Raw genomic sequence first — 1,141 nt, 5'->3', positions numbered from 1 at the left:
AGTCTTCCCTTGTTATTGTGTAGCCAGAATGCCGCAAAACTTCCATGCCTAAGCGAACTGTTGAGAGTACGTTTCGATTTCTGACTGTGTTAGCCTGGAAGTGCTTGTCCCAACCTTGTTTCTGAGCATGAACGCCCGCAAGCCAACATGTTAGTTGAAGCATCAGGGCGATTAGCAGCATGATATCAAAACGCTCTGAGCTGCTCGTTCGGCTATGGCGTAGGCCTAGTCCGTAGGCAGGACTTTTCAAGTCTCGGAAGGTTTCTTCAATCTGCATTCGCTTCGAATAGATATTAACAAGTTGTTTGGGTGTTCGAATTTCAACAGGTAAGTTAGTTGCTAGAACCCATGGCTCCTTTGCCGACGCTGAGTAGATTTTAGGTGACGGGTGGTGACAATGAGTCCGTGTCGAGCGCTGATTTTTTCGGCCTTTAGAGCGAGATTTATACAATAGAATTTGGCATGAGATTGGATTGCTTTTAGTCAGCCTCTTATAGCCTAAAGTCTTTGAGTGACTAGATGACATATCATGTAAGTTGCTGATAGGTTTCCAGTTTTCCGCTCCTAGGTCTGCATATTGTACTTTTCCTCTTACTCGACTTAACCAGTACCAACCCAGCTTCTCAACGGATTTATACCATGGCACTTTAAAGCCAGCATCACTGACAATGAGCGGTGTGGTGTTACTCGGTAGAATGCTCGCAAGGTCGGCTAGAAATTGGTCATGAGCTTTCTTTGAACATTGCTCTGAAAGCGGGAACGCTTTCTCATAAAGAGTAACAGAACGACCGTGTAGTGCGACTGAAGCTCGCAATACCATAAGTCGTTTTTGCTCACGAATATCAGACCAGTCAACAAGTACAATGGGCATCGTATTGCCCGAACAGATAAAGCTAGCATGCCAACGGTATACAGCGAGTCGCTCTTTGTGGAGGTGACGATTACCTAACAATCGGTCGATTCGTTTGATGTTATGTTTTGTTCTCGCTTTGGTTGGCAGGTTACGGCCAAGTTCGGTAAGAGTGAGAGTTTTACAGTCAAGTAATGCGTGGCAAGCCAACGTTAAGCTGTTGAGTCGTTTTAAGTGTAATTCGGGGCAGAATTGGTAAAGAGAGTCGTGTAAAATATCGAGTTCGCACAT

At 45.0% G+C, this 1,141-nt stretch carries 1 protein-coding gene; it reads right to left on the bottom strand.

Going from position 1 to position 1,141, the window contains the following annotated elements:
- A partial coding sequence (locus PG897_RS22500; RefSeq protein ID WP_001443860.1) for an IS4-like element ISVsa5 family transposase occupies positions 1-1,141 on the bottom strand: 1,141 nt, incomplete at its 3' end.

The sequence above is a fragment of the Aeromonas sp. QDB20 genome, assembly GCF_027707805.1.
In the GTDB taxonomy this organism is placed as follows: domain Bacteria; phylum Pseudomonadota; class Gammaproteobacteria; order Enterobacterales; family Aeromonadaceae; genus Aeromonas; species Aeromonas dhakensis.
This window is presented reverse-complemented; position numbering and strand designations above follow the sequence as displayed.